The 26,839-nt window shown below is 72.7% G+C and carries 31 protein-coding genes; 19 read left to right on the top strand and 12 right to left on the bottom strand.

The features are described from left to right. The first annotated feature begins 231 nt into the window (after positions 1 to 231). The 8 genes from ACEPPI_RS11330 (at position 232) to ACEPPI_RS11295 (ending at position 6,936) form a co-directional block, all read left to right on the top strand. Positions 232 to 885 carry an HAD family hydrolase gene (locus ACEPPI_RS11330; protein ID WP_373915093.1) on the top strand — a complete coding sequence of 218 codons (654 nt, stop codon included), beginning with the start codon at positions 232 to 234 and terminating at the stop codon, positions 883 to 885. Positions 886 to 928: 43 nt separating this feature from the next. Further along, entirely contained in the window at positions 929 to 2,155 is a 1,227-nt protein-coding gene (locus ACEPPI_RS11325) for an MFS transporter (RefSeq protein ID WP_373915092.1), read from the top strand. Then, positions 2,127 to 3,275 (top strand): acetoin utilization protein AcuC, encoded by a 1,149-nt coding sequence (locus tag ACEPPI_RS11320; protein WP_373915099.1) that lies wholly within the window; start codon positions 2,127 to 2,129, stop codon positions 3,273 to 3,275. The genes ACEPPI_RS11325 and ACEPPI_RS11320 overlap by 29 nt, the downstream gene beginning before the upstream one ends. Positions 3,276 to 3,353: 78 nt before the next feature. Continuing rightward, positions 3,354 to 4,184 carry a phosphatase gene (locus tag ACEPPI_RS11315; protein ID WP_373915091.1) on the top strand — a complete coding sequence of 277 codons (831 nt, stop codon included), beginning with the start codon at positions 3,354 to 3,356 and terminating at the stop codon, positions 4,182 to 4,184. A gap of 115 nt (positions 4,185 to 4,299) precedes the next feature. Continuing rightward, on the top strand, positions 4,300 to 4,509 hold the full coding sequence (locus ACEPPI_RS11310; RefSeq protein ID WP_008738568.1) for a helix-turn-helix domain-containing protein: 210 nt from the start codon (positions 4,300 to 4,302) through the stop codon (positions 4,507 to 4,509). Positions 4,510 to 4,660: 151 nt separating this feature from the next. Further along, complete coding sequence (locus ACEPPI_RS11305) at positions 4,661 to 4,759, top strand: 30S ribosomal protein bS22 (protein ID WP_003948845.1); 99 nt, start codon at positions 4,661 to 4,663, stop codon at positions 4,757 to 4,759. 96 nt (positions 4,760 to 4,855) lie between these two features. Further along, on the top strand, positions 4,856 to 5,932 hold the full coding sequence (locus ACEPPI_RS11300; protein WP_373915098.1) for an NAD-dependent epimerase/dehydratase family protein: 1,077 nt from the start codon (positions 4,856 to 4,858) through the stop codon (positions 5,930 to 5,932). Beyond that, positions 5,932 to 6,936, top strand: a complete 1,005-nt coding sequence (locus tag ACEPPI_RS11295; RefSeq protein WP_373915090.1) for a lysophospholipid acyltransferase family protein — start codon at positions 5,932 to 5,934, stop codon at positions 6,934 to 6,936. Before ACEPPI_RS11300 ends, ACEPPI_RS11295 begins: the two co-directional genes overlap by 1 nt. Before the next feature lie 70 nt (positions 6,937 to 7,006). Here the strand turns inward: ACEPPI_RS11295 and ACEPPI_RS11290 are convergent, their stop codons facing one another. The 3 genes from ACEPPI_RS11290 to ACEPPI_RS11280 form a co-directional block, all read right to left on the bottom strand. Further along, positions 7,007 to 8,224, bottom strand: a complete 1,218-nt coding sequence (locus ACEPPI_RS11290; protein WP_373915089.1) for a DUF5667 domain-containing protein — start codon at positions 8,222 to 8,224, stop codon at positions 7,007 to 7,009. 307 nt (positions 8,225 to 8,531) lie between these two features. Continuing rightward, positions 8,532 to 9,344: an ECF subfamily RNA polymerase sigma factor, BldN family gene (locus ACEPPI_RS11285; protein WP_373915088.1), complete on the bottom strand. Its 813-nt coding sequence runs from the start codon at positions 9,342 to 9,344 to the stop codon at positions 8,532 to 8,534. Between the two features lie 340 nt (positions 9,345 to 9,684). After that, on the bottom strand, positions 9,685 to 10,683 hold the full coding sequence (locus tag ACEPPI_RS11280) for an HAD-IB family hydrolase (protein ID WP_373915087.1): 999 nt from the start codon (positions 10,681 to 10,683) through the stop codon (positions 9,685 to 9,687). Between the two features lie 99 nt (positions 10,684 to 10,782). Here ACEPPI_RS11280 and ACEPPI_RS11275 point away from each other — a divergent pair, with 99 nt between their 5' ends. From ACEPPI_RS11275 to ACEPPI_RS11250, 6 genes are all read left to right on the top strand, one after another. After that, entirely contained in the window at positions 10,783 to 11,061 is a 279-nt protein-coding gene (locus ACEPPI_RS11275; RefSeq protein WP_030232201.1) for a glutaredoxin family protein, read from the top strand. A gap of 273 nt (positions 11,062 to 11,334) precedes the next feature. Then, a complete protein-coding gene (locus ACEPPI_RS11270; protein ID WP_373915086.1) occupies positions 11,335 to 12,147 on the top strand; it encodes a redox-sensing transcriptional repressor Rex in 813 nt (270 codons plus the stop codon). Continuing rightward, a complete protein-coding gene (locus tag ACEPPI_RS11265; protein WP_373915085.1) occupies positions 12,144 to 13,844 on the top strand; it encodes a glutamyl-tRNA reductase in 1,701 nt (566 codons plus the stop codon). Before ACEPPI_RS11270 ends, ACEPPI_RS11265 begins: the two co-directional genes overlap by 4 nt. Continuing rightward, positions 13,841 to 14,809, top strand: coding sequence for a hydroxymethylbilane synthase (hemC, locus tag ACEPPI_RS11260; RefSeq protein WP_373915084.1), 969 nt, complete (start codon positions 13,841 to 13,843; stop codon positions 14,807 to 14,809). The genes ACEPPI_RS11265 and hemC overlap by 4 nt, the downstream gene beginning before the upstream one ends. Then, entirely contained in the window at positions 14,806 to 16,473 is a 1,668-nt protein-coding gene (locus ACEPPI_RS11255; protein ID WP_373915083.1) for a uroporphyrinogen-III synthase, read from the top strand. The genes hemC and ACEPPI_RS11255 overlap by 4 nt, the downstream gene beginning before the upstream one ends. Before the next feature lie 151 nt (positions 16,474 to 16,624). Then, entirely contained in the window at positions 16,625 to 17,836 is a 1,212-nt protein-coding gene (locus tag ACEPPI_RS11250; protein WP_373915082.1) for a HEAT repeat domain-containing protein, read from the top strand. Here ACEPPI_RS11250 and ACEPPI_RS11245 read toward each other — a convergent pair. Then, on the bottom strand, positions 17,814 to 18,059 hold the full coding sequence (locus ACEPPI_RS11245; RefSeq protein WP_373915081.1) for a DUF397 domain-containing protein: 246 nt from the start codon (positions 18,057 to 18,059) through the stop codon (positions 17,814 to 17,816). The genes ACEPPI_RS11250 and ACEPPI_RS11245 overlap by 23 nt on opposite strands. Continuing rightward, positions 18,056 to 18,880: a Scr1 family TA system antitoxin-like transcriptional regulator gene (locus tag ACEPPI_RS11240; protein ID WP_373915080.1), complete on the bottom strand. Its 825-nt coding sequence runs from the start codon at positions 18,878 to 18,880 to the stop codon at positions 18,056 to 18,058. The genes ACEPPI_RS11245 and ACEPPI_RS11240 overlap by 4 nt, the downstream gene beginning before the upstream one ends. Before the next feature lie 112 nt (positions 18,881 to 18,992). Here ACEPPI_RS11240 and ACEPPI_RS11235 point away from each other — a divergent pair, with 112 nt between their 5' ends. From ACEPPI_RS11235 to ACEPPI_RS11215, 5 genes are all read left to right on the top strand, one after another. Next, entirely contained in the window at positions 18,993 to 19,406 is a 414-nt protein-coding gene (locus tag ACEPPI_RS11235) for an ATP-binding protein (RefSeq protein WP_373915079.1), read from the top strand. 42 nt (positions 19,407 to 19,448) lie between these two features. Further along, entirely contained in the window at positions 19,449 to 20,450 is a 1,002-nt protein-coding gene (gene hemB / locus ACEPPI_RS11230) for a porphobilinogen synthase (RefSeq protein ID WP_373915078.1), read from the top strand. Positions 20,451 to 20,529: 79 nt separating this feature from the next. Further along, positions 20,530 to 20,880, top strand: a complete 351-nt coding sequence (locus ACEPPI_RS11225) for a hypothetical protein (protein ID WP_373915077.1) — start codon at positions 20,530 to 20,532, stop codon at positions 20,878 to 20,880. Between the two features lie 58 nt (positions 20,881 to 20,938). Continuing rightward, positions 20,939 to 21,211, top strand: a complete 273-nt coding sequence (locus ACEPPI_RS11220; RefSeq protein WP_373915076.1) for a DUF1876 domain-containing protein — start codon at positions 20,939 to 20,941, stop codon at positions 21,209 to 21,211. Between the two features lie 146 nt (positions 21,212 to 21,357). Beyond that, positions 21,358 to 21,630: a DUF1876 domain-containing protein gene (locus ACEPPI_RS11215; protein WP_356213907.1), complete on the top strand. Its 273-nt coding sequence runs from the start codon at positions 21,358 to 21,360 to the stop codon at positions 21,628 to 21,630. Between the two features lie 76 nt (positions 21,631 to 21,706). Here ACEPPI_RS11215 and ACEPPI_RS11210 read toward each other — a convergent pair whose 3' ends face one another. From ACEPPI_RS11210 to ACEPPI_RS11180, 7 genes are all read right to left on the bottom strand, one after another. Beyond that, the gene (locus tag ACEPPI_RS11210) at positions 21,707 to 21,868 is read right to left on the bottom strand and encodes a hypothetical protein (protein WP_373915075.1); all 162 of its coding nucleotides are present in this window, start codon (positions 21,866 to 21,868) and stop codon (positions 21,707 to 21,709) included. 105 nt (positions 21,869 to 21,973) lie between these two features. Then, positions 21,974 to 22,771: a VOC family protein gene (locus tag ACEPPI_RS11205; protein WP_373915097.1), complete on the bottom strand. Its 798-nt coding sequence runs from the start codon at positions 22,769 to 22,771 to the stop codon at positions 21,974 to 21,976. 375 nt (positions 22,772 to 23,146) lie between these two features. Next, positions 23,147 to 23,581: a DUF3995 domain-containing protein gene (locus tag ACEPPI_RS11200; RefSeq protein WP_373915074.1), complete on the bottom strand. Its 435-nt coding sequence runs from the start codon at positions 23,579 to 23,581 to the stop codon at positions 23,147 to 23,149. Between the two features lie 94 nt (positions 23,582 to 23,675). Continuing rightward, a complete protein-coding gene (locus ACEPPI_RS11195; RefSeq protein ID WP_373915073.1) occupies positions 23,676 to 24,176 on the bottom strand; it encodes a hypothetical protein in 501 nt (166 codons plus the stop codon). Further along, entirely contained in the window at positions 24,173 to 24,475 is a 303-nt protein-coding gene (locus tag ACEPPI_RS11190; protein WP_373915072.1) for a hypothetical protein, read from the bottom strand. The genes ACEPPI_RS11195 and ACEPPI_RS11190 overlap by 4 nt, the downstream gene beginning before the upstream one ends. 49 nt (positions 24,476 to 24,524) lie before the next feature. Beyond that, positions 24,525 to 25,064, bottom strand: coding sequence for a hypothetical protein (locus tag ACEPPI_RS11185; protein ID WP_373915071.1), 540 nt, complete (start codon positions 25,062 to 25,064; stop codon positions 24,525 to 24,527). A gap of 139 nt (positions 25,065 to 25,203) precedes the next feature. Continuing rightward, positions 25,204 to 26,751, bottom strand: coding sequence for an alkaline phosphatase (locus ACEPPI_RS11180; RefSeq protein ID WP_373915070.1), 1,548 nt, complete (start codon positions 26,749 to 26,751; stop codon positions 25,204 to 25,206). Between the last annotated feature and the right edge of the window lie 88 nt (positions 26,752 to 26,839).

Genomic DNA, 26,839 nt, shown 5'->3' with positions numbered 1-26,839 from the left:
AGCGCCGATGGTACTGCAGGGGGGACCCTGTGGGAGAGTAGGACGCCGCCGAACAATCATTGTGGGAAAGCCCCGCACCTTATGGTGCGGGGCTTTTCTGCGTTTACGGGCATTTACCGGCCGATCCACCCGTTCGCCCCGGGCCGGCCGGGGGTGGGTCAACCGTCGGTTCCACCGTTTACCCGCACGGGGTTGCCGGGAACCCGCGCCGGTCGCTCGTACGCTGGGTGGATGGGCTATGAGCTGGTCATCTTCGACAACGACGGCGTCCTCGTGGACAGCGAGCCGCTCGCCAACTCCATCCTGTCCGCGTATCTGACGGAGATCGGGCACCCCACCACCTATGAAGAGTCCCTGCGGGACTACATGGGAGCGGCGGTGCACCGGGTGCACGACCTGGTCTTCGAACGGACCGGGCAGCGGCTGCCCGAGGAGTTCGACCACACCCTGCAGGAACGGATCTCCGCCGGGTTCGCGCGGGAGCTGAAGCCCGTCCCCGGGGTCACCGAGGTGCTGGCCGAGCTGTCCGCGCAAGGGGTGCCGTACTGCCTGGCCTCCTCCGGGACCCACGAGCGGATCCGGGTCGGACACCGCAGCGCGGGCCTGGGGGAGTGGTTCGAGGAAGAGTGGATCTTCAGTGCGGAGGACGTGGGGCGGGGCAAGCCGGCGCCGGACCTGTTCCTGCACGCCGCCGACATGATGGGCGTCGAGGCCGCGCGGTGCGTGGTGGTCGAGGACAGTCCGCTCGGGGTGGAGGCCGCACGGGCCGCGGGGATGGACGTCCTCGCCTACACCTCGATGTCCCCCGCCGCCGCCCTCCCCGGGGCCACCGGCTACTTCGGCGAGATGAAGGAGCTCGCCGCCCTGCTCGGATTGGGTGTGTGATCTCTCTACCCACCGGTAAACGGGGGGCCTACGCTGTGCCGCCATGACAGTTGACGTGCGGCTGCGGCGCGGGCGGGGCGCGCTCGGGTTCGGCTTCTTCGCGCAGGGCGTCGCCTTCGCCCTGCTGGTGACCCGGATCCCGGCCATCCAGGGCCAGTACGGGATATCCGACGGGCTGCTGCCCGCCTTCCTCGCCGCCGTGCCGATCCTCGCCGGCGTCTCCAGCGTCGCCACCGAGCACCTGGTGAAGCGGATCGCGCCGAGCACGGTGCTGCGGTGGGCCCAGCCCGTCGTGCTGCTGGCGCTGCTCGGCGTCGGGGCCGGTACCCGGATGTGGCACGTCGCGGTGGCCCTGGGGGTGTTCGGGCTGGCGGTCGGGGCACTGGACGCCTCGATGAACATGCTGGGGGTGAGCCTCCAGCGGGCGTACGGACGCAGCATCATGCTCGGGTTCCACGCCGCGTACAGCCTCGGCGGGATCCTGGGGGCCTCGGCGGCCTGGGCGGGCGCGCACTGGCACCTGGCGCTGTTCACCGGGTACCTGCCGGCCGTGCTGGTGCTGCTGCCGTTGGTGCTGGCGGGCAGCCGGTTCTACGTGGACGCGACGGCCGGCGGGGCCGGGGAGGCGGCCGAGGGGTGGCCGGCCGGGGGCGGGAAGCTGCTGCTGCCGCTGTGCCTGGTGATGGCGTGCGCGTACATCGGGGACTCTACGGTGGCGAACTGGAGTGCCAAGTACCTCCAGGACGTGCTGGGCAGCTCGGAGCAGCTGGCGACGGTCCCGTACAACGTGTACATGGTGACGACCCTGATCGGGCGGGCCGTGGGCGACCTCGGGGTGCGCCGGTTCGGGGCGGTGGCCGTGGTGCGGAGCGGGACGGTGGTGGCGGCCGGCGGGTTCGCGGTGGTGGCCGCCGCGCCCGGGGCGTGGACGGGGATGCTCGGGTTCACGCTGCTGGGCATCGGGCTGTGCGTGATCGTGCCGCAGACCTTCGCCGCCGCGGGGCGGCTCTTCCCGGGGGCTTCGGACACGGCCGTCGCGCGGCTGAACATCTTCAACTACGTGGGTTTCCTGATCGGTTCGCCGCTCGTCGGCGGGATCGGGGACGCCTGGAGCTACCGGGGGGCGATGCTCGTTCCGATGGTGCTCGTGCTGGTCACGCTCTCCCAGGCCCGCTCGTTCGGTCCGGAACGGGCCCGATACGGTGTCGGGCATGAGCGGCGAGCCGGTGACCGGGCTGTTGATGTGGGACGAGGCGGTAACGAGGTATGACTTCGGACCGAGCCATCCGATGGACCCGGTGCGCCTGGCGCTGACCATGGGCCTGGTGCGCGCCTTCGGGCTGGACCGGGCGATGGAGGTGCGGGCGGCCCCGGCGGCCGGCGATTCGACGCTGCGGCTGGTGCACCGCGAGGACTACGTGGCCGCGGTGCGCGAGGTGTCGGCCGACCCGGGGGTGGCCGACGGTTCGTACGGGCTCGGGACGGTGGACGATCCGGCGTTCCCGGGGATGCACGAGGCCTCGGCGCTGATCGCGGGGCAGTCGGTGGCGGGGGCGGAGGCGCTCTGGGCCGGTGAGGCGGAGCACGCGGTGAACTTCGCGGGCGGGCTGCACCACGCGATGCCGGGTGGGGCCGCCGGGTTCTGCGTGTACAACGACGCGGCCCTGGCCGTCGCGCGGCTGCTGGAGCTGGGGGCCGAACGGGTGGCGTACGTCGACGTGGACGTCCATCACGGGGACGGCGTGCAGACGGCGTTCTGGGACGATCCGCGGGTCCTGACGGTGTCGCTGCACGAGCATCCGCGGACGCTGTTCCCGCAGACGGGCTGGCCGCAGGAGACGGGCGGCGCGGCGGCCGAGGGGTCCGCGGTGAACGTGGCGCTGCCCGCCGGGACGGGTGACGAGGGCTGGCTGCGGGCCTTCCACGCGACGGTGCCGGAGCTGCTGGCGGACTTCCGGCCGCAGGTGCTGGTGACCCAGCACGGGGCCGACACGCACTTCGAGGACCCGCTCGCCCACTTGGCGGTGTCGCTGGACGCGCAGCGGGCGGTGCAGGAGGCCTGCCACCGGCTGGCGCACGAGTACGCGGGCGGGCGGTGGCTGGCGCTGGGCGGCGGCGGGTACGCGGTGGTGGACGTCGTACCGCGGTCGTGGACGCACCTGGTGGGGATCGCGGCGCACCGGCCGGTGGACCCGGCGGCGGCGGTTCCGCAGGAGTGGCTCGACCAGGTGTACGCGCGGACGCGGCAGCCGGGGCCGGCGCGGATGACGGACGGCCGTGACGCGCAGTGGCGGGAGTGGGATGCCGGTTACGATCCAGCGGACGCGACGGATCAGGCCGTTCTGGCGACGCGCCGGGCGGTGTTCCCGCTGCGCGGGATGCTCGTGTGACGATGCATCGTTACGCCAACTGTGGGGCGGTTCGCCGGAACTGATGAAGCGCCAGATGGGGTGCGACAGCATCGGAGGGTGTTGAGCACCGGCGCGTTGCGTGCGCATCTGCTGGCAGCCCGGCTGGCCGGGCCCGTCGCCACGTCGAGGGAGTCGAGCCTGCGTCGTTACCGGCTGTTCGCGGCGGGGGATCCGCGGGTGCTGTTGGGGCTGGACCCGGAGCGGGCCTGGGGTGAGGGCGAGCTGCTGCGGCTGATGGCGGCCAAGTGCGGGGTCTCGGCGGATCCGGCGCACGTCAGCGGGCCGGACGTGATCGACCCGGAGCTGACGGTGGCGGCCCTGGGGGCCTTCGCGGAGCGCTTGGGCGCGGCGGCCGGGGCGCGGTCACCCGTGCTGTTCGGCACGGGGCATCCGCACCGCCTCCTGGGCTTCTACGCTGCTTTGGCCGGGGCGCTGTCGGCGGCGGGATGTGATGTCCTCACCCCGGCGCAGGGGGTCGGTGTCGACATGGCGACCCGGTTCGGCGTACGCCCGTACCGGATCGATTACGTACGGGGAGTCGCACTGGTGCGGGAACCCGGCGCGCGGCGGGCCGGGAGTGCGACCGGCGTGCACTCCCATTCGCCGCTGCCGGTTCGGATCGCCCTCGGGGCGCTGGCGGAGGCCGGGGGGCCGCTGCCGGAACTGGTGGTGGGGGATCACGGGTGGGTCTGCGGTGCAGGTCAGCTCGGTGTGGATGCGATCGGGCTGGCCGATGCGGATGATCCCGCGTTGTTCGTCGGGGAGGCCGAGGGGCGGGTCGCGGTGAGCGTTCCGCTTGATGACGGGGTGCGCTCGGAGCACTACGGTCCGCTCGCCCGGTACGTGCTGCGCCGTGCGCGGCTGTCGGTGCGTCAGGAGTGGCCGTAGCTCCTCTTCCCCACTCGTATCACACGCCCCTACTCTGGGGAGTGAGCGTGCGACGACGAGGAGTAACCGGAGGGGAAGCCGGTGCCCGTCACTGCGCGGAAGGTCAAGGTGTGTCATGGCTGCTGGCGAGAGGCCTCTCAGTGAGGTTCAGTTCCTGACCGTGGCGGAGGTCGCCTCGGTGATGCGAGTGTCGAAGATGACCGTGTACCGCTTGGTGCACAACGGTCATCTGCCCGCAATCCGGGTGGGCCGGTCCTTCCGGGTCCCCGAGAACGCGGTTCACGAGTACCTCCGGGAGTCCTATGTGGGGGTGGAGTCGGCCTGAGACTGAGGCTCGGGAAGATCTGCGGAGGGCTCGGATTACAAGCCTGGACTCCGGGCGGGTAGGCTAGGCCGACGTAGGTCGTGTGGGCCCAGACGCCCCGCACCGATCCCCGTCAAGGCGGGGATGTTCCGAGAAGTGAGCGAGGGTAGTCGTGGGCTCTGTTATCAAGAAGCGGCGCAAGCGGATGGCTAAGAAGAAGCACCGCAAGCTGCTCAAGCGCACCCGCGTCCAGCGCCGTAACAAGAAGTAAACGGCAGCTGTACGTGTTCTCCGCAGCCCCTCCACCATCCTTGGTGGAGGGGCTGCGGTGCAGCCGGGGTACTTCTTCGAGGGAGGCGCTGAGCTCGTGGGCAAGGTCGTGCTCGTCACCGGGGCTGCACGGCAGCTGGGAGGCCGCTTCGTACGGCGCATCCAGCGCGACCCGGAGGTGGAACGGGTCATCGCGGTCGACGCGGTGAGCCCGCCGCACCGGCTCGGCTCGGCCGAGTTCGTGCGGACGGACATCAGGCAGTCGGCCATCGCCCGCGTGCTCGCCGAGCACGCCGTGGACACGGTGGTCCACCTGGCCGTCACGGGCGGCGCCGCGGGCGCCCCGGGCGGGCGCAGCGCCGTCAAGGAAACGAACGTCATCGGGACGATGCAGCTCCTCGGGGCCTGCCAGAAGTCGCCGACGGTACGACGGCTCGTGGTGAAGTCGAGCACCAGTGTGTACGGGGGCACCTCCCGGGATCCGGCCGTCTTCACCGAGACCACCCAGCCGAAGTCCCTGCCGAGCGCCGGCTTCGCGAAGGACGCGGCGGAGGTCGAGGGATACGTACGGGGCTTCGCGCGCCGGCGGCCGGACGTGGCCGTGTGCGTGCTGCGCTTCGCGAACATCCTGGGGCCGTTCGCGGATTCGGCGCTGGCGGAGTACTTCTCGATGCCGGTGATGCCGACGGTGCTGGGCTACGACCCGAGGCTGCAGTTCGTCCACGAGGACGACGTGGTGGAAGTGCTCCGGCTGGCCGCGGGGGAGCCGCGGCGGGGGACGCTGAACAGCGGCACGTTCAACATCGCGGGGGACGGGGTGCTGCTGCTGTCGCAGTGCTCACGGAGGCTGGGGCGGCCTACGGTGCCCCTGCTGCTGCCCGCGGTGACGTGGGTGGGGTCGGCGCTGCGCGCGGTCGGGGTGACGGACTTCTCCCCGGAGCAGATCCGGCTGCTGACCCACGGCCGGGTCGTGGAGACCTCGCAGATGCGGGACACCCTGGGGTTCCGGCCGATGTACACGACCGTGGAGACCTTCGCCGACTTCGCGCGCAGCCGCGGGGGCGGGCTCCTGCCTCCGGAGCGGGTGGACCGGGCCGTGCGGCGGGCGGCGGCCGTGCTGAAGGTGGAGGGCCTGGATGTGGGTGCCGGTGTGGACGAGGGAGCGAAGCGATAGTGGCGGACGCGAAGGTCATCCCGTTCGACGAGGACCGGCCGCGCCGGCGCGGCGCGGTCCGGAAGGTACGGGCGGTGCCCGATCCGGCGGAGCCGTTGGAGTCGGTGGAGCCGGTGGAGTCCGCCGTCGGGTCCGGCCCCGAGCCGGTTGCGGCGGGGGCCGGTGACGGCTGGGACCGGCGGATCGCGGGCGGGCTGGCGTTCCTGCGGCGACGGATCACCGGGGAGTACGAGGTCGACGACTTCGGCTACGACAAGGAACTGACGGACCAGGTCCTGATGTCCCTGCTGCGGCCGCTGTACGACAAGTACTTCCGGGTGGAGGTCAAGGGCATCGAGAACATCCCCAAGGAGGGTGGTGCGCTGATCGTGGCGAACCACTCGGGGACGGTCCCGCTGGACGGGCTGATGCTCCAGGTGGCCGTGCACGACCGGCATCCCGCCGAGCGGCACCTGCGGCTGCTGGCGGCGGACCTGGTCTTCATGCTGCCGGTGGTGAACGAGGTCGCCCGCAAGGCCGGGCACACGCTGGCCTGCGCGGAGGACGCGCAGCGGCTCCTGGAGGCCGGGGAGCTGGTCGGGGTGATGCCGGAGGGCTTCAAGGGGGTAGGGAAGCCGTTCGGCGAGCGGTACAAGCTCCAGCGGTTCGGGCGGGGCGGTTTCGTCTCCACGGCGCTGAGGGCGGGTACTCCGATCGTGCCCTGCTCGATCGTGGGCGCGGAGGAGATCTATCCGATGATCGGCAACGCGAAGACGCTGGCGCGGTTGCTGGGGCTGCCGTACTTCCCGGTGACGCCGACGTTCCCGTGGCTGGGGCCGCTGGGCGCGGTGCCGCTGCCGACGAAGTGGACGATCCAGTTCGGGGAGCCGATCCCGACGGACGGGTACGCGCCCGAGGCGGCGGAGGACCCGATGCTGATGTTCAACCTCACGGACCAGGTCCGGGAGCAGATCCAGCACACCCTGTACAAGCTGCTGGTGCAGCGGCGTTCGGTGTTCTTCTGAGCCGGCGCGTTTGAACGGTGGCAGGACGAAGCGGGGGTCGCGCGGTGCGCGGCCCCCGCTGTCGCGTCGGCTACTGGCCGGCGTCCTCCGCGTTGAGGCCCAGGCCCGGGAGGAGGCCCGGGAGGAGCGGCGGGAGGGTGATGTCCGGCTTCGGCTGGTCCGGGGTCGCCGAGGAGGGCGGGGTGGACTGGCCCGGGGCCGGGGGGTGGAGCAGGTCGCCGGCGCCGCCCAGGAGGCCGCCCGCGCCGGCAGCCGGGGGCCGGCTGCCGGAGGGGCTGGGGGTGGCCTGGGGCGCCGCCTGGGAGGGGGCACCCGGTTGCGGCGGGGTCTGCTGCTTGCCCGCCGCCGGACTGCTGGGCTGTTTGGCGGGCGCGCCCGAGCCGCGCGTCTGTTCCGGGGGCTTGGGGAGCAGTCCCTGGAGCGGCGCCACGTCTTCGTCTATGGCCTGGAACACCGATTCGACCTCGCCCCCGACGTCGTTGAGCTGCGCCGGGAGCTTGTCCCGGAGCCTGCCCCACGCGTCGCGGTGCGAGCGGGAGAACGAGGACAGCGTCTGGATCGGGCCGAGCGATCCGTCCCGTTCGTACGCCGCCTGGAGCAGCCGGTGGCCTTCGGCGGCGTCGTGCTTCATGCCCGCGAGGGCCCGGCGGATCGCGCCCAGCACCTCGTGGTCCAGCGGGCCCGATCGGCCGCGCTCCATGAGCCGACGTGCTTCCGACAGCCGGTTCGAGGCCTGGTCCAGGTAGAGCTCGCCCCGGTCCGCGTCCTCGTCGGCCATGCCCAGCTTCAGGTCCTCCATGCCCCGCTTGACGGGGTAGAGGGAGTCACCGGGCAGGGCGTCGGTGCTGGCAGCGGCCACTCCGCTGAAGGCCCCTGCGGCCACACCCACGGTGAGGCCCCCCGCTGCGATGCCCTTGGACCAGCGGGAGCGGGGCCGCAATTTCCGGAGCGAGGTCGCCCGGTGGGCGCCGCGGCCGGTCCGCTGCTCGGGCAGCAGAGGGTTCTCGGCGGCACCGCCCCCGGCCCTCTCCTCCATCACCATGGCCTCCATGGCGGCGACGAGCTGGGCTCGTTGCACCACTTTGACCTCGGGGTCCAGCACCGGGCGCGGCATTCTTTCGCCGAGCGCGCTCGCCAGGGCCAGCAACCGGTCGTGGTCGGCAGGTTCGGCAGGTGCCTCGGACTGCTCGGCCGCCGGGTCCGGTTCCGAAAGGTCGGACGTGGTCCGATCCTCCAGGGCCTGGGCGAAGGCGTTCGCCCGCCGGTGCGGAGTAACGTTCGCGATCACTGGCGGCACCTCCTCTCGTCATGACGATCGACTCCCCAAGCTGTCCGGAAGGTTGCCTTCCTTGAGCACATCCACACTTTCGGGTGAGTGGCTTCGGGCAGGGCGTGTCCACAGGGAGCCTGCATCCCGCACAACGAGCGGCGCGGCACTTGGGTTACGGACGAAGGATGATCGGACCACAGCGTCATCGAGGGGTCACCGGGAGTAGACGTCAGGTTGTCGTTACTGCGGGGTCCGGCGGAGGGGATCGGTGGTCCGCCGGGCGTGGGGGAGGTGTGGGGACGGGGGTGCGGTGCGGGGGAGCGGGTCAGCGGGCGTCGTCCGGGAGCAGGCGGGCCAGGGTGCGGACCGCCCGGTACTGGAGCGTCTTGATGGCGCCCTCGTTCTTCCCCATCACCCGGGCCGTCTCGGCGACCGAGAGGCCCTGCAGGAAGCGCAGGGTCACGCACTCCTGCTGCTGGGGGTTCAGTTTCCGCACGGCTTCGAGCAGGGCCGCGTTGGATAGGGACTCCAGTACGGAGTCCTCGGGGCTGCGCTCGACCTCGTTGGCGTCGAGCATCTCGCCGGTGGTGACCTCCAGGCGGAAGCGGCTGGACTTGAAGTGGTCCGCCACCAGGTTCCGCGCGATGGTCACCAGCCAGGCGCCGAAGTCGCGGCCCTGCCAGGTGAAGGTGGAGATGCGGCGCAGCGCGCGCAGGAAGGTCTCACTGGTGAGGTCCTCCGCGGTCGCCTTGCCCCCGACGCGGTAGTAGATGTAGCGGTACACCGTGTCGCTGTACTGGTCGTAGAGGCGGCCGAAGGCCTCGGCCTCGCCGGCCTGGGCGCGTTCGACCAGGTCCATCATGCGGGCCTGGTCGCTGTCCGCGGTGGGGCGGCGGGCGGCGGGCGCGCCGGTGGCTGCGGTGCCGGCGGGGCTCGCGCCCGTCCGACCTCGTCTGCCCACCGTCGCCCCGCCGTCGGTCAGGGCGTAGCAAGGACCGGCCGGGCCGAGGCCGGCAGGGACCGCGGCGGCGAGGGCGGGGACGGCGTACGCGGTGGGGACGAAGCCGCGCAGGTGGTCGAGGACCGTTGCGCGCAGCGTAGCCAGGCCCGAGGCGTCAACCCCGACAGGTGGGTACACGGGACTCCCAGAGGCAGAGCTTCCATCACGTGCAGTGCGGGACCGTTCACCCGTCGTGGCGACAGATGGGCGGTGGCATGCGTTTGAGGAGAATAACGCTTCGTACAGGCAGCGCTACACCCAGTTGCTGAAATCACCGGTTCCGACACTTCTGTTGCGTGTCCAGGGCATATTCAGGCCTGGTTGGTGATCGGTTCTTGATCGGATGGGTGCGCGGAATGGACGCTTCCGCGCTGGCTCGCGACCGACCCGGGCAGGCCGGAGTGCCGCGCCGACGGCGCGGGCAGGGGTGGGCGGTTGGGCGCGGCGGGGCCCGTGGCCGGGCCGGGGCCCGGTGTCGCTACTTGCGGCGGCGGTGCAGGGCGATGGCGGCGGCCGCGCCACCTGCGATCGCGCCGACTCCGGCCGCGGCCGGGACGCCGACCTTCACGGCCTTGCGGCCGGTCCGATAGTCGCGCAGCCGCCAGTCGTTGGCCTGGGCGTGCTTGCGCAGTTTTGTGTCGGGATTGATCGCGTACGGATGTCCGACCAGCGACAGCATCGGGATGTCGTTGTGCGAATCGCTGTACGCGGCGCAGCGGGCGAGGTCCAGGTCCTCGGCGGCGGCCAGCGCGCGCACCGCCTCGGCCTTGGCGGGGCCGTGCAGGGGCTCGCCGACCAGGCGGCCGGTGTACACGCCGTCCACGGACTCCGCGACGGTGCCCAGGGCTCCGGTCAGGCCCAGGCGGCGGGCGATGATCGTGGCCGTCTCCACGGGCGCGGCGGTGACCAGCCACACCTTCTGGCCGGCGTCGAGGTGGGCCTGGGCGAGGGCGCGGGTGCCGGGCCAGATCCGCTCGGCCATGTACTCGTCGTAGATCTCCTCGCCGATGGACATCAGCTCCGAGACCCGGTGGCCCTTGACGATGGACAGGGCGCTGTCGCGGGCGTCCTGCATGTGGTCGGGGTCCTCGACCCCGGCGAGCCGGAACCAGGCCTGCTGCCAGGCGAAGCGGGCCAGTTCGCGGCGGCGGAAGAACTCGCGCTTGTAGAGGCCGCGGCCGAAGTGGAAGATCGCGGCGCCCTGCATGACGGTGTTGTCGAGGTCGAAGAAGGCGGCGGCCAGGTCGTCGCCCGGAACGGGGAACTCCGGCTCGGGGGCGGTCTCCGGGACGTCCGTCGCGGGCGCGATGGAGGCCGCCGGGAGGGCCTGTCCGGCCTCGTCCTGCGGCGGTGTCGTATGAGGTGGGGCTTCGGCCTGCGCGGTCTTGCGGGCGGCCTCGGCCGAGGCCTCGCCTGCCAGCACGCTCCGCGCGGTCGCGGAGCGCCTACGGGGGGTGAGCCATCCCAGAGCGGCCATGACGCGAGCATAGCCACTGTGTTCGGGAGTTCCCGAACCGCCGGGAAACGGAGCGGTTAACTCTTCGGGCACCGCGGCGCGGCGCGGGACAATGAGGACATGAGTCCTTTGCTGCGCCGTAAGGAAAAGAAGCGTCCCGGGGAGCGGATGGTCACGCTCATCGGGAAGCCGGGGTGCCATCTGTGTGACGACGCCCAGGAGGTCATCGAATCGATCTGCGCCGAGACGGGCGCACAGTGGGAGAAGAAGGACATCTCGCAGGACGAGGAGCTCTACCGGCTGCACTGGGAGCAGATTCCGGTGGTGCTGATCGACGGCGAGCAACACACCTTCTGGAGGGTGAACCCAGACCGGCTGCGACGGGCATTGGGAGCCTGACCGCTTCGGCGGTTACCATCATGGGCGATTTATGGGGACTCGGGGGCGTATTGATGAGGAGTGTGTACCGCTTTGCCCCCCTCGGGATTTGAACGGGTTCGGCCCGTTCCCGGTTCCGGCCTTCCCTGCCCAACCCGCGTGACCCCGGTCACTTTGCTCGGACAAAGCGGACACAATCTTTGTGCACGCGTTCACAAAGACATAGCCTGCATTCGACGGGGCGGTCCTGGGACAAGTGGCCGCCTGCAGCCCCGCTCATCCCGCAGGAGCATCGTGGCAACTGGCCGAACTCACCGACCGGCGACCCGCAGCCGAGGTATTCCCGAGGCCACTGTCGCCCGGCTTCCGCTGTACCTGCGCGCCCTCACCGCGCTCTCCGAGCGATCGGTGCCCACGGTGTCCTCCGAAGAGCTCGCGACCGCCGCCGGGGTCAACTCGGCGAAGCTGCGCAAGGACTTCTCGTACCTCGGTTCCTACGGGACCCGGGGCGTCGGCTACGACGTCGAGTACCTCGTCTACCAGATCTCCCGCGAACTCGGCCTGACCCAGGACTGGCCGGTCGTCATCGTCGGCATCGGCAACCTCGGCGCCGCGCTCGCCAACTACGGCGGTTTCGCCTCCCGTGGGTTCCGCGTGGCCGCGCTGATCGACGCCGACCCCGCGATGGCCGGGAAGCCGGTCGCCGGCATGCCCGTCCAGCACACCGATGACCTGGAGAAGATCATCGAGGAGAACGGCGTCTCGATCGGGGTCATCGCGACCCCGGCCGGCGCCGCGCAGCAGGTGAGCGAGCGGCTCATCGCCGCCGGGGTCACCTCCATCCTGAACTTCGCGCCGACCGTGCTGTCCGTGCCCGACGGCGTGGACGTCCGCAAGGTCGACCTGTCGATCGAGCTCCAGATCCTGGCCTTCCACGAGCAGCGCAAGGCCGGTGAGGAAGCGGCCGCCGCGGGCACGGGCGCCGACGCCGGTACGGGTACGGGCGCCGCGCCCGCCGCCGCCGTCGAGCCGCCGGCCGGGCGGTCCGCCGCGGCCACCCGCAAGGGCGGACCCGAGGGTGACGTCCCGGCGGTGATGCCGGCATGAGTCTGCTCGTCGTGGGCCTCAGCCACCGCAGCGCGCCCGTGAGCGTCCTGGAGCGGGCCTCACTGTCCGCCGACGCCAAGGTCAAGCTGCTGCACGACACGCTGGCCGCCGAGCCGGCGGCCGAGGCCACCGTGCTCGCCACCTGCAACCGGATCGAGCTGTACGCCGACGTGGACAAGTTCCACGCCGGTGTCGCCGAGCTGTCCACGCTGCTGGCCCAGCACAGCGGGGTCGCGCTGGAGGAGCTCACCCCTTACCTGTACGTGCACTACGAGGACCGGGCGGTGCACCACCTGTTCTCGGTGGCGTGCGGGCTGGACTCGATGGTCGTCGGAGAGGGCCAGATCCTCGGCCAGATCAAGGACGCGCTCGCGCTGGGCCAGGAGCTCCACACGGCCGGCCGGCTGATCAACGACCTCTTCCAGCAGGCGCTGCGCGTCGGCAAGCGGGCGCACTCCGAGACCGGAATCGACCGGGCCGGACAGTCGCTGGTGACCTTCGGGCTGGAGCAGCTCGCCGGGCACGCGGCCCCCGTCGGGGAGTGGGCCGCGGGCAAGCGGGCCCTGGTGATCGGCGCCGGGTCGATGTCCTCGCTGGCCGCCGCGACGCTCGCGCGGGTGGGCGTCGCCGAGATCGTCGTGGCCAACCGGACCGCGGAGCGGGCGGAACGTCTCGCCGGGATTCTGGTTGCCTCGGGCACCGGTGTCGCGGCGCGGGCCGTGACGATGGGCGCCGTCACCGACGAACTGACACGTGTTGACGTGGTCGTCTCCTGTACGGGCGCGACCGGGCTGGTCCTGACCGGCGACGACGTGGCGCACGCGGTGGAGGCCGGCCCCGCCGGGCCCATTCCCGCCCCGCCGCTCCCCGAGACCGGCGCCGCCCCCCGGGTGGCCGTGGCCGACGCCGAGGTCGTGGCACGGCTGGTCGCCGCCGCCGAGGCCGGGCGCCGGCTCGCCGACGCCGGGGCCGCGCGGACCATCGTGCCGGCGCCGGCCACCACCGAGCCGGACGGCTGCCCCCTCGGCCCGGACACCCCCGCCGGAGACGGACGCTCCGCGCTGACCGGGGTCGACGCCACCTCCCTCGAACTGCACGGCACCTGGGCCGACCAGGGCGAGGCCGCCGCGCAGCGGCAGCCCCGCCGGACGGTCCGCAGCAGCGTCGACGGCACGGCCGTGCGGCTCGCGCTGCTCGACCTGGCCATGCCCCGCGACATCGACGCCGCCGTGCACCGGATCCCCGGGGTGCGCCTCGTCGACATCGAGAGCCTCGCCGAGGCCTCGGCCGACGCCCCGATGGCGGCCGACGTCGACGCCGTGCGCACGATCGTCGCGGACGAGGTGGCCGCCTTCGGCGCCGCCCAGCGCGCCGCGCACATCACCCCCACCGTCGTCGCCCTGCGGGCGATGGCCGCCGAGGTCGTCGCCATGGAGGTGGCACGGCTCGACGGGCGGGTACCCGACCTCGACGAGCGGCAGCGGGCCGAGGTCACCCAGACCGTGCGCCGCGTCGTCGACAAGCTCCTCCACGCGCCGACCGTGCGCGTCAAGCAGCTCGCGAGCGAACCCGGCGGCGCCGGGTACGCCGAAGCGCTGCGCGAACTCTTCGACCTCGACCCTCAGACGGTGGAATCCGTCAGCCGGGCGGACGCGGCCGATCCGAAGAACGATGACGACCCAGGACGGGCATCATGAACACACGTCCCGACCAGCCCCTCAGGCTCGGCACGCGGCGCAGCAAGCTGGCCATGTCCCAGTCCGGGCACGTCGCCGAGGCGGTCCGGGCGGTCACCGGCCGCCCGGTGGAGCTCGTGGAGATCACGACCTACGGTGACGTGTCCCGCGAGAACCTCGCCCAGATCGGCGGCACCGGGGTGTTCGTCACCGCGCTGCGAGACGCACTGGTCCGCGGCGAGGTCGACTTCGCCGTGCACTCGCTGAAGGACCTGCCGACCACGCAGCCCGACGAGCTGGTCATCGCGGCCATGCCGAAGCGGGAGGACCCGCGCGACGCGCTCGTGGCACGGGACGGCCTGACCTTCGAGCAGCTGCCCGACGGCGCCCGCGTGGGCACCGGCTCGCCGCGCCGGACCGCGCAGCTGCACGCGTACGCCCGCAGCCTGGGCAAGCGCATCGAGACCGTCGCGATCCGCGGCAACGTCGACACCCGCATCGGGTTCGTGCGCGACGGGGAGCTCGACGCCGTCGTGCTCGCCGCCGCCGGACTGAACCGGATCGGCCGTGGCGACGAGGCGACCGACCTGCTGTCGGTCGACAACATGCTGCCCGCGCCCGGCCAGGGTGCCCTGGCCGTGGAGTGCCTCGCGTCCGAGACGGAGCTCGTCGCCGCACTCGGTGAGCTCGACGACCCGCACACCCGGGCCGCCGTCACCGCGGAGCGGGTCCTGCTCGCCGCCCTGGAGGCCGGCTGCAGCGCCCCCGTGGGCGCACTCGCCGACCTTCTGGCCGACGGGGAGATTGTCAATGAAATGCGCCTGCGCGGTGTCGTCGGAACCCTCGACGGAACCACGCTGGTGCAGCTGTCCACCACCGGTCCCGTGCCCCAGTCGTACGACGAGGCCATGGCGCTCGGCCGCGAACTCGCGGACGAGATGCTGGCCAAGGGCGCGGCCGGTCTGATGGGGGAGCGATCCCTTTGAACCCCTCAAGCCCCACCACCTCCGCTTTTCCGGCCGTCGCCGCGCACGGGCTCGTCACCTTCCTCGGTGCCGGCCCCGGCGACCCGGGTCTGCTGACGCTGCGCGCCGTGGAGGCGCTCGTCGCCGCGGACGTACTGATCGCCGAGCCAGAAGTGCTCGACGTCGTACGGACCCACGCGCGCGCGGGCGTCGACACGCCGCAGCTGACGGTCGCTGACGAACTGTCAGCCGCCGCCGGGGTCCCGGTGATCCGCGACGCCGCCAATCTTGTCATGGAGGCCGCGCGCTCCGGCAGGCGGGTCGTCCGTGCCGTCACCGGCGACCCGGGGCTCGACGGGAACGCCGCCTCGGAGATGCTGGCCTGCGCCCACGCGGGGATCCCCTTCGAGGTGGTGCCCGGTGTCGCCACCGCCGTCGGCGTGCCCGCCTACGCGGGCGTGCCGCTGCGCGGCGAGCAGGGCGCCGACGTCCGCTTCGTCGACGCCCGGCACGCCTCGCAGCGCTGCTGGAGCGAGGTGGGCACCAGCGAGTGCAGCGTCGTCGTCTCCGCGACCCTGGAGACCGTCTCCTCCGCAGCAGCCGAGCTGGTGTCGGCCGGCCGCAAGCCGGAGACCCCGCTGACGGTGACCGTGGGCGGTACGACGACCCGCCAGCGGACCTGGAGCGCGACCCTGGGCACCATCGCCCAGGTGTTCAAGCAGGGCAAGGTGCTCCCCTCCCCCGAGGGCGCGCGGCCCGTCATAGCCGTGGTCGGTGAGCAGGGCGCCGCCGCGCGGCGCGAGGAGCTGGCCTGGTTCGAGTCGAAGCCGCTGTTCGGCTGGCGGGTCCTCGTACCGCGCACCAAGGAGCAGGCCGCTTCGCTCTCCGACCAGCTGCGTTCCTACGGCGCGGTGCCGCACGAGGTGCCGACCATCGCCGTGGAGCCGCCGCGCACCCCGCAGCAGATGGAGCGGGCGGTCAAGGGCCTGGTCACCGGCCGCTACGAGTGGATCGCCTTCACCTCCGTCAACGCGGTCAAGGCGGTGCGGGAGAAGTTCGAGGAGTACGGGCTCGACGCGCGCGCCTTCGCGGGCATCAAGGTCGCCGCCGTCGGCGAGCAGACCGCCGCCGCGCTGGTCGAGTTCGGCGTGAAGCCGGACCTGGTGCCGAGCGGCGAGCAGTCGGCCGCCGGGCTGCTGGAGGACTGGCCGCCGTACGACCCGGTCTTCGACCCGATCGACCGCGTCTTCCTGCCGCGCGCCGACATCGCCACCGAGACCCTGGTGGCCGGGCTGATCGAGCTGGGCTGGGAGGTCGACGACGTCACGGCCTACCGGACCGTGCGCGCGTCGCCGCCGCCGGCCGACACCCGTGAGGCGATCAAGGGCGGCGGCTTCGACGCCGTGCTCTTCACCTCGTCGAGCACCGTCCGCAACCTGGTCGGCATCGCGGGCAAGCCGCACAACGTGACCGTCATCGCCTGCATCGGGCCGGCCACCGCCAAGACGGCGGAGGAGCACGGCCTGCGCGTGGACGTGCTGTCGCCGGAGCCGAGCGTGGGCAAGCTGGCGGAGGCCCTCGCCGCGTACGGCGAGGCCCGTCGCGAGGCCGCGAAGGAGGCCGGAGAAACGGTCTCCCGCCCGAGCGAACGCCGCCCGGGCGCGCGGCGCCGTCGCACGACGTGAGCGGCTTAGGCGGGGCGGCTCCGCCGCAGGACACGGGGAAGGGGCCCGGGTGCACAGCGCACCCGGGCCCCTTCCCCCGTTCCCGGGGGTAATTCGGTTGTCCGCCGGCCCCCGCCGGGCGAGGATCGCCGCCGGACAAGGGGGGGGACGGATGACGGAGCTGGACGCCCGGCTGTGCGCGGCGGTCGCCGCGTATGCGGTGGAGACCGTGGAGGCGCTGGTCGCGGCCGGGGCGGACCCGGACCGGGTGCTGCTGCGGGCCGTCGAAGGGGGCTCCCCGGCGGTGGTGTCGGCGCTCCTCGACACGCGCGGCACGCCACTGCCGGAGGCGGAGCGCGACCGGCTGCTGGTCGCGGCCCGCTGGTGGTACGAGCGGGGCGCGGAGGGGGAGCTGCGGCGGCTGACGGGGGCGGCGGGGCCGGCGGACACCCGGTGGGTGCGGGACGGGGACGACCGCGTCGAGGAGGTGACCCTCGGCGGGCGCACCGTACGGGGTGGGCACGGAGCCGTCCTGACCCAGCTGGAGTGGCGCTGCCGGATCCTGACCCCGGTCGGGGAACTGATGGCCCGGGCCGTGCGGTACGGGGACGAGCAGCACGTCGACGGGTCGGCGGCCTGCTGGGTGCTGCTGTCGCGGCAGAGCGCGGAGACGTGGCGGGAGGTGGTGGCCTACCACCGGCACCCCTCGCCCGCGCACCGGGCGTTCGTCGCCGATTTCCTGGGCCTGGGCAGGCTGATGTCCGGCGTCACGGACCATGCCCCCTGGTACGAGAAGCGGCGCGCCGAGCTGCTTCCCGGCTGGGCTGCCACGGAACGGGACGCCGGGGTACTGGCGAGGGTGCTCCGGCTCGTGTCCGAGGAGGACCTCCCGGAGGCGCGGGAGTTCGGGCTGCGGTACGCGGGGCATCCGGATCCCCGGGTGCGGAGCCGGGTGCCGTGGATGTTCGACCGGCCGCTGGACCCGGAGACGACCCGGGCGCTGTGCGGCCTGGCCCGGGACCCCGACGCGGGGGTACGGGCGGAGGCCGCCGGGGTGCTGGGCGGGGAGGAGCTCGGGGAGCCGGACAGGGCGGTGCTGCTCGCCCTGCTCCGGGACGCGGACCCGCGCGTCCGGCACCGGGCCGTGCGGGTCACCGCCCGCGGCGCCGACCGCTCGCCGGAGGTCACCGAGGCGCTGGCGGAACTCCTCGACGCCGAGGAGCAGGACATCCGGCTCAGCGCCGCCTACGGACTGGCCCTACGGGACGACCCCCGGACTGCGGAGGCCTACGCCCGGGTGGGCCCACTGGGCCCGGAGTTCGAACACGACACCCGGCCGGACGGCCTCTGGCGCTGGCGCCTCAGGAACGAACCCAACGGGTGAGCCCGACCCAGGCGGCGGGGGCGAGGGTGAGCGTCGGCCCGTCGGCGACCTTGGAGTCCCGGACGTGGACCGTGTGGGTGCAGGTGCAGGTGGCGACCTCGACGCACTGGCCGCCTTCGCTGCCACTGTAGGAGGACTTCCGCCACTCGATGGCGACCTCCAGGCACTGGCCGCCTTCGTCGCCGCTGTAGCTGGACTTGAACCACTTCAGTGGGGTGCTCATGACTCTCCTAGCAACCGGTCCAACAGGTCCCTCGTCTCTGCGAAGTTGAGGGCCTGTGACCGCAGCATCGCATACTTCTGGGAGAGGATGCTGACCTCGTTCGGGTCGCGCACGAGGAAGCTGCCGCGCTGGGTTTCCGAGTAGGCGAGATGCTGGAACTCGGGGGTTTCCAGCAGGGTGAAAGGGCCGTTGAGGCCCGCGTGCGAAGTGATGCCGAGGGGCAGCACCTGGAGCGAGATGGTGGGGTGGTCGGCGCAAGCGCGCAGGTGGCGCAGCTGCTCCCGGTAGACCTCGACGCCACCGATGCGGTCCCGGAGGGGCGCCTCCCAGACAATGAAGCTGAGCGTCGGCGGAACGGGCCGGGTGAGGATCTCCTGGCGCTGGATGCGGTGAGCGGTCTGGCGCTCTATCTTCTCCTCGCCGACGAACGGCACGCGGCAGCCGAGTACCGCGCGGGCGTAGTTCTCGGTCTGGAGCAGACCCGGAACGGTCAAGGTGTCGTACCAGGACAGGGCCAGGGCCTCCCGTTCCCGCTCCATGTACTCCTCCGCCCAGGCGGGGATCATGTCGACCTCCGGCATCCTGTTCGCCGCGACCGCCAGGAGGCCGGGCAGGCCCAGGACGCGGTCCATCTTCTCGGCGACGTTGGGCATGAGGACGCGCCTGCCCTGTTCGATCGATGCGACGGTCTCGACGTCGATGTGGAGCGCTTCGGCGAGGACGCGCTGGGTCATTCCCTTGGCGACGCGGGCGGCGGCGACCAGAGCGCCGACCATCTTCATCGCCGTCTCGTTCGGCCGGGGCCTCTTGCGTGGTGGCATGCCTGTGAACTCCCCGAGTACGCACGAGAGATACCGGTACGGACCCGTACTCATGAAGGTGTACGGGTTCTTCGTCTCCGCCACGCTAGTCACGCACCGCGACGATCGCCCCGTGAACGTGGAAATCCATCCGGCCCTGCTGCGTGAGCGGTACTTCCCCCGCAGCCCCCAATCCGTCCGCCCTGCCAGGGAGTTCACGGCGGAGACATTGCACGCGTGGGGTGTCACATGTCGTCGGGACGACCTGTTGCTCTGCGTGAGCGAGCTGGCGACCAACGCCCTGCTGCACGGGGTGCCGCCCGGCCGCTACTACCGGGTGCGGCTGATGCTCTTCGACGGGGCCGTCCGGGCCGAGGTGCACGACAGCGGGGGCGGGCGGCCCCGGATCGCGGACCGGGATCCGGGGGCCGAGGGCGGGCGGGGGCTGCTGCTGGTGGCGGGGGTCGCGGACCGGTGGGGGGTGACGCCGAGGATGCCCGGCAAGGCCGTGTGGTGCGAGTTCGGGGTGCGGACGGCGGGCCCCTAGGCTTGGGGGGACTGCTGTCGAAGCTCGAAGAGGCGACTGAGTATGAGCGCGTACGGATCCTTCCCCGGCTCGCGGCCCCGCCGGCTGCGCACCACCCCGGCCATGCGGCGGATGGTGGCGGAGTACCGGCTGCACCCCTCGGACCTGATCCTCCCGGCGTTCGTCCGGGAAGGCATCACCGAGCCGCTGCCGATCTCGGCGATGCCGGGCGTCGTCCAGCACAGCCGGGACACGCTGCGGAAGGCCGCCGTGGAGGCGGTCGAGGCGGGCGTCTCGGGGATCATGCTCTTCGGCGTCCCGGCCGACGAGAACAAGGACGCGCTCGGCACGGCGGGCACCGAGCCCGACGGGATTCTCCAGGTCGCGATCCGCGACGTGAAGGCCGAGGTCGGCGACGAGCTCGTCATCATGTCGGACCTGTGCCTGGACGAGTACACCGACCACGGCCACTGCGGGGTCCTCGACGAGCACGGCCGCGTCGACAACGACGCCACGCTGGAGCGGTACGCGGAGATGGCGCAGGTCCAGGCCGACGCGGGCGTCCACGTGGTGGGCCCGAGCGGCATGATGGACGGCCAGGTCGGCGTCGTCCGCGACGCCCTCGACGAGACGGGCCACGAGGACGTCTCGATCCTCGCCTACACCGCCAAGTACTCCTCCGCCTTCTACGGGCCCTTCCGCGAGGCCGTCGGGTCCAGCCTCCAGGGCGACCGCAAGACCTACCAGCAGGACCCGGCGAACGCCCGCGAGTCGCTGCGCGAGCTGGCGCTGGACCTGGAGGAGGGCGCCGACATGGTCATGGTCAAGCCCGCCGGTCCGTACCTGGACATCCTCCACCGGGTCGCGCAGGCCGTGGACGTCCCGGTGGCCGCGTACCAGATCAGCGGCGAGTACGCGATGATCGAGGCCGCCGCCGAGAAGGGCTGGATCGAGCGGGACCGGGCGATCCTGGAGGCCCTGCTCGGCATCAAGCGGGCGGGCGCCGACACGATCCTCACCTACTGGGCGACCGAGGTCGCGGGCTGGCTGCGCGAGACCCGCTGAGTGCACTGAGTGCGGTGCGCGGGCCGGGATGAGTACGGACACTCATGCCGGCCCGGCGCCGTCCCGCTTGAGTGGGGGCATGGACACCACCGCCCCCGCCGAGCGCGATCGCCGCGCGTACGTCGCCCCGCTCGTCTCCACCCTGCTGACGCTGCCCGCCGCCGCCGTCACCCTGTTCTTCGCGGGGCTCTCCCCGATGGCCTGCGACTCCTGCGCCGACGAGGCCTCGGACCGCTTCGACGCGAGCTTCGGGCCCGCGTGGACGGTGTTCACGAGCGGGCTGGTCCTCGTACTGCTCCTGCTCGTGGCCTGCTGGGCGCTGCCCTGGAACCACGGCTACCGGGGGCGGCGGATCGCGCTGGCGCTGGCGGCGCCGGGGGCCGTGGTGCTGAACGTGCTCGTCTTCGCCGCCATGGTCGACTGGCCCTAGCGGGGCGGGAGGAGCAGGCTGGGGGGAGAGGCGCACGGCACTGTGGAGGTGATCCGCCATGCCCACACTCGTAGGCTGGCACGTTGAGATGGAGTTCACCGAGGACGGCCACCGCACGAACGCGGCGGCCCTGCTGAGGCTCGCCGACGGTTCCGAGGTCAGGGCGCGCGGCTACGCGATGCGGCACCCGTCCGACCCGGAGCAGTTGCGGGTCGGTGAGGAGATCGCCGGAGCGCGGGCCCTGATGGACCTCGCTGGCCAGCTGCTCCAGAAGGCCCACGGGGAGATCGACGAGGCCACGGGACGGCACTCGTACCCGCTGAACGCGTGACCGCCGCACGCCATGCCAGGGCGGTCCAGGGGGCGTTGCCCGCCGGACGGTCCCGGAGCGGGGCGCGATCGCGCCGCCGGTCGGGGGCGGGCGGGGACGGGCTGACGGGTGCACCCTGGAAAGCAGCTGCCATGGAGGTGATCGCCATGAAGGATGCCGTCGGATGGCATGTGGACGTGGAGTTCCAGGAGGACAGCAGGCGCACCCGCGCCGCCGCCCTCGTCCGGCTGCCGGACGGGAGCGAGCTGCGCTCGCACGGCTATTCAAGCCGTCACCCCAGTGACGGCAATCAGCCCAGGGTGGGTGAGGAGATCGCGGCGGCCCGCGCGCTCAACGATCTGAAGGAGCAACTGCTCACCAAGGCGCACGACGAGATCGACGGCGCGTCGGGGCGCACGTCCTACCCGATCGAGCGCTGACCGGTCCCGGAGGGCAGGGGTCGGCGCGGCGGCCCGGACGTCAGGACGTCCGGGCCGGCGGCCGCGGGCGGCGCCGTCAGTCGCCCCCGCCGCCCCCGCAGGACGAGTCGCCGCCGCAACCGTGGAAGGAACCCGCGTCGCCCTTCGAGCGGCGGCTGCCGGTCGGGCGTCCGCGATCGCGCCAGATGGTGAAGCCCACCCACGCGAGGCCGAACCCGATGACGATCAAGTAGCCCATTGCTCCCCCTGTGGCCGCGTCCCGCCATTCTCGTGGGTGCGGTGAACTCCCCGCACCCACGGGCGTTTCACGGTCCGCGCGGGCCGCGGCCCCGGGGTACGGGGGTCAGGCCGGCTGCTCCTGCATGGTGGCCGTGATGACCGAGAAGGCTCCGCCCTGCGGGTCGGCGAGGACGGCCATCCGGCCGACCGCCATGTCGAAGGCCGGGGCGAGGACGCTGCCGCCGGCGCGGACGGCGGCGGCCTGGACCTCGTCGACGCTGTCCACGTGGAAGTAGGCCTGCCAGTGCGGCGGTACGCCCGGCGGGAGCTGGGTCAGGTCCATCATCCCGCCGACCGCGCGCCCGTCGACCTGGAACTCGATGTACCCCTCGGCGCCGGGCGTCTCGGAGCGGTGCGTGGTGACGGGCAGGATGGAGGAGTAGAACGCGGAGGCGGCCGGGAGGTCGGGGGTGGACAGCTCGTTCCAGATGAGCGCGCCGTGCTCGTTGACGATGCCCGCGCCGTTGAAGGTGCCCGGCTGCCACAGGCCGACGACGGCCCCGGTCGGGTCGGTGATCACGGCCATCCGGCCGAGGTCCATGACGTCCATCGGGCCCATCATGACCGTGCCGCCGGCGTCGGTGACGGACTTGGCGGTGCCGTCGATGTTGTCGGTGGACAGGTACGTGGTCCACACCGTCGGGGGCAGCGGGTCGGGGACGGTGCCGTCCGGGTTCATCGCCTTCATGATCCCGGCGACCGGCTTGCCCTTGAGGGTGCAGACGGCGTACCCGCCGGTCTCGGCCGGGCCGACCTCGCCCTGCCAGCCGAGGAGGTCGCAGTAGAAGTCGAGGGCCGCCTGCTGGTCGGGAACCATCAGGTCGATCCAGCACGGGGTGCCGGGCTTGTAGGGGCCGTTCATGTCGGGCACGGATGCCTCCGGGTGGCGCTCGGGGGAAGGACGGGCCGTCCCCTACCCGGCCCCCGACGGCGGAAATCGGGCCGTACGGGTGAACGTGCGTACGGGTCCCTCTCAGCCTCCCGGCCGGGGCGCCGCGGCGCCCCGGCCGCCAGCCGGTGCGCGGCTTCGTCCAGTTCGCGCCGGGTGGCGAAGGGGACGACCGCCGCCCGGGTGGGGACGCGTACGCCGCCGGTGAGGGCGATCCGGGTGGCGGCCGGGTCGGGGGCGGGGGCGGCGGCGAGGCCGACGATCAGGAAGCGGCTCTGCAGCCAGCACCAGCCGGGGCGGGCGAAGCCGCGCGGGCCAGCGCGACCCCGCGTTCGCGGTCGGCGGGGTTCACCTGGCGCGGGCCAGGCGGGCCGCCGCCCAGCCGAAGCCGAGGCAGGCGGGCGTGTACAGGGCGAGGTTGAGGGCGTGGAAGGGGCTGCCGGGCGGGCTGGGGAGGAGCCCGGCGGCCCAGCCGAGGCCCGCGAGGCCCCGTACGGTGAGCCCGGCGGCCACCGCGCCCGCGACGGCCCGGCTCAGGCGTCCGCCGCGCCCGTACCCGTGGGCCAGGACCCCGGCCCCGGCGGCCAGCGTGAGCGCGGCCAGGGGCAGGACGACGGGCGGCCCGAAGGACACCTCGGTGCCGAGCACGGCCAGCGACAGGGTCCGCTCGTCGGGGGCGGGCCAGGTGGCCCCGGTCGCCCAGTACAGGTGCGCCAGCCCGTCGGCGGCCAGCAGCCCGGCCAGCGCGGTCCCCGTCCGGCGCCGCGTTCTGTCCTCGTCCATGGTGTTCCCCCTCGGTGTGCCGGTTGCCGACGCACCGAAGAGGCGGCGACCCGGGGGAACGTTCCCTGTGACCCGCGTCATGCGGGGTGTCCGGTCAGCCCAGGACGCGCTTGCCCGCCAGGAAGGCGGCGAGGTCTCCGACGTCCAGGACGCGGATCGACTCCGCGGCTCCGGGGAGTGCGTCCCGGTAGGCGGTGATGTCGCGGGGGTCGGAGGTGACGATGACGGCCTCGGGGTGGCGTGCGGCGATGACGACGGCCAGTGCGTCGACCGCGTCCGGGCGCTTCTCGGAGGGGATCGCGGCGCAGGCCAGGAGGCGGCCCGCCCGCTTGGCGTCGTCCACCAGGTGCCCCGACTGGCACACTCCGCACGAGGGTGGAGCCGAGGCGTGCACCCCGAAGACCACGCACTGCGCTACCGCGCGGGTCAGCGGCGTCCACCGGCCGGGCCGCCAGGCCTGGGCCAGCACGGGCAGCGGGACGATCGGCGGGTGCCCCCGCTCGGTGAGGACCCGGTGCAGGAGGCCCGCCGGCCGGTCTCCGCGTTCCAGGGCGATCAGCATCCCGGCGTCGTAGACGAAGGCGGGACTGCTCACGCGGCGGAGTCCCGGGTGTCGGGGGCGAGGGCCTGGGTGATGCCCGCCCGCGCGGCCGCCAGCTCCGCCTCGTCGAAGGCGTCGTCCCGGCCGGTCGGTGCGGGCAGGGCCTCGGTCGCCGCGATGTCGGCGTCGATGTCCGCGAAGCGCCGCGCGACGGCGATGTCCTCGTCGATCTGACGCAGCACGGCCGCTGTGACGTACGAGGAGACGTCGAGCCCCATGGCTTCGGCGTGCTCCTTGACCCTCGTGCGCAGCGCGGCGTCCATGCTGATGCTGAACCGCTCCTTGGAGGCCATGGCATCAACGTAGCACGGCGTGTTACGCGGTGTCGGAGCCTTGCGGCGGCTACTCGTTGACCAGGACCGGGATCGAGAGGACCGCGGCGGCCGGGGTGCCGGTGAGGTGGTCGGCGGGGACGGTGAAGTCGATGCCGTCACCGGTCGCGCGCGGGCCGGTGTGGGGCTGCCCGGCGTGCGCCTCCTCGCCCTCCTCCTCGTGGTGGAAGGTGCCGGTGCCCAGCAGGCGGCCCTCCGCGTCGTAGTACGCGGCGGTGATCTCCAGGGCCAGGGTGTCGCTGACGTCGGAGCCGATGGCGATGTGCCCGGCGACGGAGGACGGCGAAGCCGCCAGGTGCAGGCCGGTCAGTTTCACGCGGTCCGTGAACGGTCCCTGCTGCACGCGGACTTCGCCCGCCGTGGGCGCCGGGGTGAGGACGGCGGCGGGGGAGGGCGCGCTGCGGGGGGCGGGCAGGGCCACCGGGGAGGCGGCGGTGGCCGGGCCCTCGGCGGGGGCGGGCGCTTCGGCCCCCGAGCAGCCCGTGACCAGCGCGAACAGGGCGGCGGTGGCCGTGGCGGCGGCCGCCGCGCGGCGGGGGAGGTACGTCATCGGAAGTGCTCCTGGGGAGGCCGGGAAGGGGCCGGCCACCGGGACGGCGGCCGGGGCCCGCCGGGCAGGCCGGGGCGGGGCCGGGAACGACGGCGGCCGGGGCCGGGGGAGTGCGCCCCCCGCCCCCGCCGCCCGGGGATCAGTGGTGCTGCGGGGAGCGGCCGAACAGCGAGCGGTACAGCTTGCCGTACAGCTCGGTGTTGATCTGGCTCGTGGCGAAGGCGTTGCCGTTCGGGCCGTAGGCGAAGATCGGCACGTCGGCGCCGGTGTGGTTGCCCGACAGGTAGGTGAGCCACAGGCTCGCCTCGGGGCTGCCGTCCTTCACGTCCGCCGGGTCGTCGGGCGTACGGAAGGTGGCCGGACCGAAGTTCTTCGCGTCACCGGAGCCCGCGCCGTTGACGATGCCGCTGGAGCGGACCGGGTCCTTGGCGCCCGAGGCGGCACGCGAGGGGACGCTGTTGTTGGCCGTGTTGCCGGCGTCCGTGTTGGCCGGGGGCGCGACGGCCTCGGCGTTGGTGTAGGTGCCCTTCTCGATGATGTTGAATCCGGCGCACTCGTGGTCCGCCGTGACGACCACGAGGGTGTGGCCGTCCTTCTTCGCGAACTCGTAGGCGGCCTTCACCGCGTCGTCGAAGGCCTTGACCTCGGCGAGGGTCTGCGCGGCGTCGTTCGCGTGCGAACGCTTGTCGATCTGGGCGCCCTCGACCTGGAGGTAGAAGCCCTTCTTCGACTTGTTGCGGTCGTACGAGCCGCCCTGCTTGCGGTCGTTCAGGAGCTGGATCGACTTGCGGGTCATGTCCGCGAGCGAGGGCTCCTGCTTCTGAGGGGCGTCGGCCGGCAGGGCGGCCTTGTTCTGCTCGACCGTCAGGTTGCCGCGGTTGAACAGGCCGATGACCTTCTTGCCGCCCGCCTTGTCCAGGTCGGACTTGGTGGCGACCTTCTGGCTGGCGGCCGTCTGCGCGGGCAGCGCCGGGTCGCCGAAGCTGCCGAGGACCTGGTAGCCCTGGGCCTGGAGGGCCTTCTGGTCGTCCGGCTCGAAGCGGGCGAGACCGCCGCCGAGGATGACGTCGGCGGTGCCGTTGCGGGCGATCTGCTCGGCGATCGGCGTGATCAGCGTCTTGTCCGCCGGGGCCGGCTCGTAGCTGCCGTCGTCCTTCTTGGGGAGGCAGGCGGCGTCGGAGTAGACCGGGCCCTGGCAGCCGCGCAGCAGCGCGTGGCTGAACTGGGCGGCCGGGGTGGCGTCGGTGATCTCGGCGGTGGAGACGTTGCCGGTGGCGAAGCCGGCCGCGTGGGCCTGCTCCATCAGCGTGGCGACCTTCTTCTCGTACGCGTCCACGCCGATGGCCGCGTTGTAGGTCTTCACGCCGGAGGCCCAGGCGGTGGCGGAGCTGGCCGAGTCGGTGACCAGGGCCGGCTTCGCGCTGTTCTTCTCGACGGCGTAGGTGGCGACCGCGCCCGTGTTCGGGAGGGTCTCCATGGTGAGCTTGCCGGCGGCGCCCGCGTAACGGTCGCGCGCGGCCGTCACGTGGGTGCGGCCCATTCCGTCACCGAGCAGGTAGATGACGTTCCGGACGTCCTGGTGCGAGTCGCTCTGCTGGGGCGCGGAGTTCGCGGTGACGGCGGTGCCTGCGGCCACGGCGCTGGCCAGGGCCAGGACGGTGAGCGTCTTCAACGGTCTGCGGCGCATGTGCGGGAGATCCCCCTCGGGTGTTCGGCACGATCGCGCCGACCGTAGGAGGGCCGTGTGAACGGGACACCACCGCCGGGTATTGCCC

This window comes from Streptomyces sp. AB3(2024) (assembly GCF_041862025.1).
In the GTDB taxonomy this organism is placed as follows: domain Bacteria; phylum Actinomycetota; class Actinomycetes; order Streptomycetales; family Streptomycetaceae; genus Streptomyces.
Note: the sequence above shows the minus strand (reverse complement) of the source record. Positions and strands in the feature narration are given on the sequence as shown.

Coding starts and splice junctions, on each gene's coding strand:
- ACEPPI_RS11330 (WP_373915093.1), top strand. CDS start 232: ATGGGCTATGAGCTGGTCATCTTCGACAACGACGGCGTCCTCGTGGAC.
- ACEPPI_RS11325 (WP_373915092.1), top strand. CDS start 929: ATGACAGTTGACGTGCGGCTGCGGCGCGGGCGGGGCGCGCTCGGGTTC.
- ACEPPI_RS11320 (WP_373915099.1), top strand. CDS start 2,127: ATGTGGGACGAGGCGGTAACGAGGTATGACTTCGGACCGAGCCATCCG.
- ACEPPI_RS11310 (WP_008738568.1), top strand. CDS start 4,300: ATGGCTGCTGGCGAGAGGCCTCTCAGTGAGGTTCAGTTCCTGACCGTG.
- ACEPPI_RS11280 (WP_373915087.1), bottom strand. CDS start 10,683: ATGGCCGCTCTGGGATGGCTCACCCCCCGTAGGCGCTCCGCGACCGCG.
- ACEPPI_RS11275 (WP_030232201.1), top strand. CDS start 10,783: ATGAGTCCTTTGCTGCGCCGTAAGGAAAAGAAGCGTCCCGGGGAGCGG.
- ACEPPI_RS11265 (WP_373915085.1), top strand. CDS start 12,144: ATGAGTCTGCTCGTCGTGGGCCTCAGCCACCGCAGCGCGCCCGTGAGC.
- hemC (WP_373915084.1), top strand. CDS start 13,841: ATGAACACACGTCCCGACCAGCCCCTCAGGCTCGGCACGCGGCGCAGC.
- ACEPPI_RS11250 (WP_373915082.1), top strand. CDS start 16,625: ATGACGGAGCTGGACGCCCGGCTGTGCGCGGCGGTCGCCGCGTATGCG.
- ACEPPI_RS11245 (WP_373915081.1), bottom strand. CDS start 18,059: ATGAGCACCCCACTGAAGTGGTTCAAGTCCAGCTACAGCGGCGACGAA.
- ACEPPI_RS11240 (WP_373915080.1), bottom strand. CDS start 18,880: ATGCCACCACGCAAGAGGCCCCGGCCGAACGAGACGGCGATGAAGATG.
- hemB (WP_373915078.1), top strand. CDS start 19,449: ATGAGCGCGTACGGATCCTTCCCCGGCTCGCGGCCCCGCCGGCTGCGC.
- ACEPPI_RS11225 (WP_373915077.1), top strand. CDS start 20,530: ATGGACACCACCGCCCCCGCCGAGCGCGATCGCCGCGCGTACGTCGCC.
- ACEPPI_RS11220 (WP_373915076.1), top strand. CDS start 20,939: ATGCCCACACTCGTAGGCTGGCACGTTGAGATGGAGTTCACCGAGGAC.
- ACEPPI_RS11215 (WP_356213907.1), top strand. CDS start 21,358: ATGAAGGATGCCGTCGGATGGCATGTGGACGTGGAGTTCCAGGAGGAC.
- ACEPPI_RS11210 (WP_373915075.1), bottom strand. CDS start 21,868: ATGGGCTACTTGATCGTCATCGGGTTCGGCCTCGCGTGGGTGGGCTTC.
- ACEPPI_RS11205 (WP_373915097.1), bottom strand. CDS start 22,771: ATGAACGGCCCCTACAAGCCCGGCACCCCGTGCTGGATCGACCTGATG.
- ACEPPI_RS11200 (WP_373915074.1), bottom strand. CDS start 23,581: ATGGACGAGGACAGAACGCGGCGCCGGACGGGGACCGCGCTGGCCGGG.
- ACEPPI_RS11190 (WP_373915072.1), bottom strand. CDS start 24,475: ATGGCCTCCAAGGAGCGGTTCAGCATCAGCATGGACGCCGCGCTGCGC.
- ACEPPI_RS11185 (WP_373915071.1), bottom strand. CDS start 25,064: ATGACGTACCTCCCCCGCCGCGCGGCGGCCGCCGCCACGGCCACCGCC.
- ACEPPI_RS11180 (WP_373915070.1), bottom strand. CDS start 26,751: ATGCGCCGCAGACCGTTGAAGACGCTCACCGTCCTGGCCCTGGCCAGC.